General features: G+C 40.1%; 8 protein-coding genes and 1 pseudogene. 7 read left to right on the top strand and 2 right to left on the bottom strand.

Annotated elements, in window-relative coordinates; translation table 11 throughout:
* Positions 1-265 precede the first annotated feature (265 nt).
* From IEW67_RS13640 to IEW67_RS18490, 5 genes and pseudogenes are all read left to right on the top strand, one after another.
* Positions 266-1,255 carry a PstS family phosphate ABC transporter substrate-binding protein gene (locus IEW67_RS13640; RefSeq protein WP_188633634.1) on the top strand — a complete coding sequence of 330 codons (990 nt, stop codon included), beginning with the start codon at positions 266-268 and terminating at the stop codon, positions 1,253-1,255.
* Between the two features lie 157 nt (positions 1,256-1,412).
* The gene (gene pstC / locus IEW67_RS13635; protein WP_188633633.1) at positions 1,413-2,339 is read left to right on the top strand and encodes a phosphate ABC transporter permease subunit PstC; all 927 of its coding nucleotides are present in this window, start codon (positions 1,413-1,415) and stop codon (positions 2,337-2,339) included.
* A 1-nt stretch (position 2,340) separates the two neighbouring features.
* On the top strand, positions 2,341-3,219 hold the full coding sequence (pstA, locus tag IEW67_RS13630; protein WP_188633632.1) for a phosphate ABC transporter permease PstA: 879 nt from the start codon (positions 2,341-2,343) through the stop codon (positions 3,217-3,219).
* A 15-nt stretch (positions 3,220-3,234) separates the two neighbouring features.
* Positions 3,235-4,056, top strand: coding sequence for a phosphate ABC transporter ATP-binding protein PstB (pstB, locus tag IEW67_RS13625; protein ID WP_188633631.1), 822 nt, complete (start codon positions 3,235-3,237; stop codon positions 4,054-4,056).
* A gap of 108 nt (positions 4,057-4,164) precedes the next feature.
* Positions 4,165-4,308: pseudogene (locus tag IEW67_RS18490) on the top strand (PhoU domain-containing protein); the annotation flags it as partial.
* 40 nt (positions 4,309-4,348) lie between these two features.
* Here IEW67_RS18490 and IEW67_RS13615 read toward each other — a convergent pair.
* Together IEW67_RS13615 and IEW67_RS13610 are read right to left on the bottom strand one after the other, a co-directional pair.
* Positions 4,349-4,879 carry an endolytic transglycosylase MltG gene (locus IEW67_RS13615; protein WP_188633630.1) on the bottom strand — a complete coding sequence of 177 codons (531 nt, stop codon included), beginning with the start codon at positions 4,877-4,879 and terminating at the stop codon, positions 4,349-4,351.
* Between the two features lie 9 nt (positions 4,880-4,888).
* Positions 4,889-5,122, bottom strand: coding sequence for a hypothetical protein (locus tag IEW67_RS13610; RefSeq protein WP_188633629.1), 234 nt, complete (start codon positions 5,120-5,122; stop codon positions 4,889-4,891).
* 182 nt (positions 5,123-5,304) lie between these two features.
* On the opposite strand from IEW67_RS13610, the gene rpmG reads away from it, so the two are divergent.
* Positions 5,305-5,454 carry a 50S ribosomal protein L33 gene (rpmG, locus tag IEW67_RS13605; protein WP_188633628.1) on the top strand — a complete coding sequence of 50 codons (150 nt, stop codon included), beginning with the start codon at positions 5,305-5,307 and terminating at the stop codon, positions 5,452-5,454.
* Between the two features lie 85 nt (positions 5,455-5,539).
* On the top strand, positions 5,540-6,109 hold the full coding sequence (locus IEW67_RS13600; protein WP_188633627.1) for a 5-formyltetrahydrofolate cyclo-ligase: 570 nt from the start codon (positions 5,540-5,542) through the stop codon (positions 6,107-6,109).
* The last annotated feature ends 1 nt before the right edge of the window (position 6,110 follow it).

The following is a 6,110-nucleotide window of genomic DNA, read 5'->3' as shown; positions in this document are numbered from 1 at the left end:
AGATGGATGATTAAATGGCTAAATTTTCTGACACCTTTCCCTGGGTACCCAGGGAAAGGTGTCAGAAAACAAACCCCAATTCCGGGGATACTCTATTAATTTACACAAACTTCTTGACGGTACCGATCTTTACCATTAATCTGCTAACTTTACGTTATTTTTACAGTGAATTAATAGGGGGTTAATATTCATTCGTTATGATGATAATTGCAGGATAGGAAATATACTTTGATCCTGACAACTCACCATAACAGGAGGCTTTCAAATGAGGTCAAAATCATTATTCACAGCACTTGCACTGTTAATGCTCATATTGCTTTTAGCAGCATGCGGTAATGCAGAAGGCAATTCTAATGAAGAAAGTAGCGGAAATAGTGAAGGAAGTGGCGACACAGAAGGTGAGTCAGCAGAGTCAACAGAAGTACTGGTCGATGGTTCATCCACCGTATTTCCAATTATGGAAGCTGTAGCTGAGGAATATCAAAAAGAAAATCCGGAGGCTCGGGTAAATATTGGTGTTTCCGGAAGCGGAGGCGGATTTGAAAAGTTTGTTGCAGGTGAAACACATCTGTCGAATGCTTCCCGCCCGATTAAAAAAGAAGAGAAGCAGGCACTCAAAGAAACAGGCATTGAATACACTCAATTTGAAATAGCATTAGATGGTTTGTCAATTGTGGTCAACAAAGAAAATGATTGGGTTGACCAGTTGACAGTCGATCAATTGAATAAAATGTGGTCAGCAGATGGCGGCGTTACAACATGGTCTGATATTAATGAAAAGTGGCCAGATGAAAAAATCCAATTCTACAGCCCTGGAGCAGATTCCGGCACATTTGATTACTTCAGTGAAGTAGTGCTTGGCGAAGAAGGTCAAATTCGTCAGAATGCTTCATTATCTGAAGATGACAACGTTCTTGTGCAAGGTGTAACCAGCTCTCCCAATGCTATCAGTTACTTCGGGTACGCCTACTATGCTGAAAACAAAGACAACCTGAGAGCTGTGCCGATCGTAAACGACAATGGTAAGACGGTTAAACCAAGCCAGGAAACTGTCCAGTCAGGTGAATACCCTTTTTCAAGACCATTGTTCACTTATGTGAAGCATTCAGCTCTCGAGAATGAATCAGTATACAATTTTGCAAAATACACGTTGGAACATGCGGGTGAAATGGCAGAATCGGTCGGCTACGTTGCAAAGCCTGGCAGTGCTTATGAAGATGCACTTCAAAAACTGGGTGAAGCGGCAGGAAAATAAATCATGCACTGATGATGTTCAAAATGACGAGTGAATGGTGAGGAGAGATTTAACGGAATTTTCCTCACTTTCCTGCGTTTTTAAAGGATGCATTGCAAAAAGCTGGGTTGTTCACAACTTCATTTTTTTCCAGTTTATAATAAAAGAGGAGATCATAATGGTAGTCAACGTAAGAAACATGATGAAAAACAAGAAATCAAACGAGTTCCTTCTTCGCTTCTTGGAGAAAGCAGCACCCGCATTCTTCCTATTGTGTGCAGTTATCTCCATTTTGACAACTATCGGTATTGTTCTGACATTAGTAGTGGAAACCATCACATTTTTCAACCGGGTTCCATTCATGGAATTTATCACGGGTACCAAATGGTGGCCATTTGGAAAAAATGCCAGCTATGGCATACTTCCGTTAATCTCCGGAACTTTATTAATCACTGTTGTTGCGATGATGGTCGCGATACCCGTCGGTCTGGCATCAGCTATCTATCTAAGCGAATTTGCATCATTCAGGGTACGGAAAGTTGTGAAACCGATACTGGAAGTACTAGCCGGTATTCCAACAATTGTCTATGGTTTCTTTGCTTTGACTTTTGTAACACCAATGCTGCAGGTAGTTATATCTGATCTCCCGATTTTTAATGCACTCAGTCCGGGAATTGTTGTAGGCATTATGATTATCCCTATGATTGCCTCACTCTCAGAAGATGCGATGAGTTCTGTTCCCAGCACTATAAGGGAGGGGGCGTTTGCCATGGGGTCCACCAGATTGGAAGTAGCATTGAAAGTGGTCGTTCCAGCAGCATTGTCAGGAATCATTGCGTCCTTTGTATTGGGAGTGTCCCGTGCCATCGGTGAGACAATGATTGTATCTGTTGCTGCCGGATCAACACCAAAGCTTACCACAGATGTCACAGACTCGATTCAAACCATGACCGGATATATTGTTCAGGTAACGCTCGGCGATGCTTCCTATGGATCCACCACTTATTACAGCATCTATGCAGTTGGGATGACATTATTTGTTTTCACACTGCTGATGAATCTCTTATCACAATTTATTTCCCGCCGCTTCAAGGAGGACTACTAACATGAATCTTGTCGATAAGCAGGTCGTTCAAACTAGAATGAATAAGCGGATAGTCAGTAACAAGGTTATGCGGCAGCTATTTTTTTTAGCTGCTATATTTGGCATCGTTGTTTTAACTGTATTGTTATACCGGATTTTCTCGGAAGGACTTCCATATCTGGACTGGGCATTTTTAACGAATTTTGCATCGCGTTTTCCAGAAGAGGCCGGTATAAAGGCGGCCATTGCCGGTTCGCTATGGCTGATGACTGTTACCGCTCCTATATCTCTTGTGCTGGGTGTGGGAACAGCTATCTATCTGGAGGAGTATGCAAAGGAAAATAGGTTTACACGATTTATTCGAATGAATATTTCAAACCTTGCAGGTGTGCCGTCCGTTGTATTCGGTTTGCTGGGTCTGACCGTCTTTGTACGATTAATGGAGATGGGCAGGAGCATTATGGCAGGCAGTTTAACAATGAGTCTGTTAATACTTCCGATTATTGTGGTCTCTTCTCAGGAGGCTATCAGGGCTATTCCCAAAAATCAGTATGAGGCATCCTATGCAATGGGGGCTACACGGTGGCAAACCATCCGGAGGGTCGTCTTGCCAGCTGCGATTCTAGGCATTTTAACCGGCGGTATATTGGCATTATCGCGAGCCATTGGTGAAACAGCACCACTATTGATGATTGGTGCGTTATCATTTATTGCTTACTTGCCGGAAAATATCTGGTCAGGTTTTACGGTATTGCCGATTCAAATCTTTAATTGGACCGGACGACCGCAAGAAGAATTCCATTTGGTAGCATCAGCAGGCATTATCGTATTACTAGTTATATTAGTGCTTATGAATTCCGTCGCTGTTTTTATACGGAATAAATTTTCGAAACGATTTTAATAGGGAGGCTTTATCATGAATACGGCAGCAGATAGTAAACACGTATCAATTGTCAATGCAAAAAAATCGGATCAGGCGGAGACGAAAACCATTTATTCTGTTCAAAATTTCAATTTATGGTATGGAAATAATCAGGCACTTTATGATGTTCAGATGGATATTCCTGCTAATAAGGTAACAGCGATTATTGGTCCGTCCGGTTGCGGTAAATCAACGTTTATTAAGGCATTGAACCGAATGGTCGAACTAGTCCCTTCTGTCAGGATGAACGGAAGCATTTACTATGACGGCAAAGATATTTTCAGACCGAAATATAAAGTGGAAGATTTGCGCACAAGAGTTGGCATGGTTTTTCAAAACCCAAATCCGTTTCCAAAATCGATTTATGAAAATGTGGTATACGGACCGAAAACACACGGCATTAAAAATAAGAAAGTACTGAACGAAATTGCCAAAAAAAGTCTTAAAGGTGCTGCATTATGGGATGAAGTGAAAGATCGTCTACAGGAAAATGCCTTTGGTTTATCAGGCGGCCAGCAGCAAAGACTATGTATTGCCAGATGTTTAGCGATTGAACCGGATGTCATCTTGATGGACGAACCGACTTCTGCCTTAGATCCTATATCCACATCAAAGATTGAAGAGCTGGTTCAAACGCTTAAGAAAGATTACAGCATCGCCATTGTGACCCATAATATGCAGCAGGCAGCCAGAATTTCCGATAAAACAGCTTTCTTTTTAAATGGGGAAGTCGTTGAATACAATATTACCGATAAACTTTTCTCTTATCCTGATGATAAGCGTACGGAAGACTATATTACAGGCCGCTTCGGCTAATCGTAAAAAGGAGGATTCTGATGGTTGCCAAAGAGCAGTTTGAAACAGATGTAGAAACAATTAAAAAGAATATTATCGCATTGGCAAATACATGATATTTTAAATGAGACGGTAAATAACTCTGAAAAAATATAGTACGTCATGCAAATGGTATTCAGTGCCCGCTATATTGAACGTTTTGCCGACCATATTACCAACATTGGTGAAAGCATTTTGTATCTTGTAAAAGGGGAATCGTATAAACTAAATTAACCTGAAAGACAAGAAGCTGTATTGCACTTGGCAATACAGCTTAGTTAGTGAGAGTTTCAGCAATTTTCTTATGATCCATGTCACTCGATAATTCGAACTCACCCAGTTGGACCAATTCACTATAGCCCTCATCCTCTAAATATTCCGTGAAAGCATCAGCATCGTCGATAATACCGTTTTCCTTTAGCGTTTGACTTATTTCGGACGGTGCCTCGCCTGATTCTACCGTCAGTGTATAGGTTGTAGAACTGTCTTCATCAGTCTTTTCTGAGTCGCTTTTTTGCTCACTATTACTGTCACTAGTTTTATCAGAATCCGTTTCGTCTGAATTATTCTGCTGATTTCCATTATTATTGTTTCCGTCACTGTTTTCATCCGACTCTACGGAAACAGAAATATATTCGGATTCTGTCAGTACATGATAACCTTTTGACTCAACCATTTCAATCATATCTTCTTCAGGAATATTCTCAGTTTCAGATTGGGAACCATCTGCAACGTAAAATACGCCAAGCATCACGATACCGGAAGTCAGCAGACCAAATGCAAATGAACGAATGATTTGTTTCATAACGCTCCCCTATCTTTCATTGTTATTATCTCTCTTATGTATTGACTCCTGAGAAAAATCATTTGTCAGCACTTCGTCTTCCAGGGTTTTAATTTTTTTCTTCATTTGATAATTTTCCTGCATCGTTGAGATTGAGAGCTGTTCCAATTCACTTTCAAGGTCATCAAATTTATCGTTCATGAAAAATGACAGAATCAGCAGCACCACTCCGAGGACGATAACGGTAACGATGGCAGACAGCATGTTTCATCCCTCCATTCACGTATCATTATAGTTATAACATAAATTGTCGAAAAGAGAAATGGTCAAAATTTTACAGATTGTCGGCTTGAATATTTTCCAATCATCTGCTATTATAGTTAAGGTCTTAAAAATGATATAGTATGTTAATGAACACTAGCAATTTATGGTTTGGAGGGAAAGAAATGCGCGTAAATATTACCATGGCCTGCACTGAAACAGGCGACCGTAACTATATTACATCAAAAAATAAGCGTACAAATCCTGAACGATTGGAGCTTATGAAATATAGCCCACGATTGAAAAAACACACATTGCATCGTGAAACCAAGTAATGAATAAAGCTCCTGCCATTAACTGTGGCAGGAGCTTTCTATTATGCACGGCATATGTTTATAATGGCACTTTAGAGGTGATGACTTGGATAAATCGAATCTGCGAAGCAATATAATTGGGAAGTTGCAGACATTAACAGCTACAGAAAGAAGAAATATCGAACTGTCATTGAAGGACAATTTGCTAATGTCCAATGTCTGGAGACAGTCTTCTGTCATTGGCATAACCATTTCACATGGTTTCGAGTGGGATACCGAATCAATTATCAAAACAGCGTGGCAGAATGGGAAAAGAATTTGTGTCCCTAAATGCCGTGCCAAAGAACGCGAAATGGATTTTTATAAGATAAACAATTATAATCAATTAGAAATCGTTTATTATAATTTACAGGAACCCAAACCTCAGGAAACTGAAAAAATAGCCAAAAATCATATTGATTTACTTGTTGTACCTGGTTTGCTTTTCGATAAACAAGGTTACCGGATCGGCTTCGGCGGTGGTTATTATGACCGTTTTTTAACCGATTTTACTAATAAAAAATTGTCACTTGCCGCGGATATGCAAATCGTTGATAAACTTCCTTATGAATCATTCGATATCCCGATGGATGACGTCATAACGGAAAGTGGTTTTTTAAAGCAGGGAGGATGTTAAA

Source organism: Lentibacillus kapialis, assembly GCF_014646635.1.
In the GTDB taxonomy this organism is placed as follows: domain Bacteria; phylum Bacillota; class Bacilli; order Bacillales; family Amphibacillaceae; genus Lentibacillus; species Lentibacillus kapialis.
The sequence above is the reverse complement of the archived record's forward strand: the minus strand, read 5'-3'. Positions and strand labels throughout refer to the sequence as shown.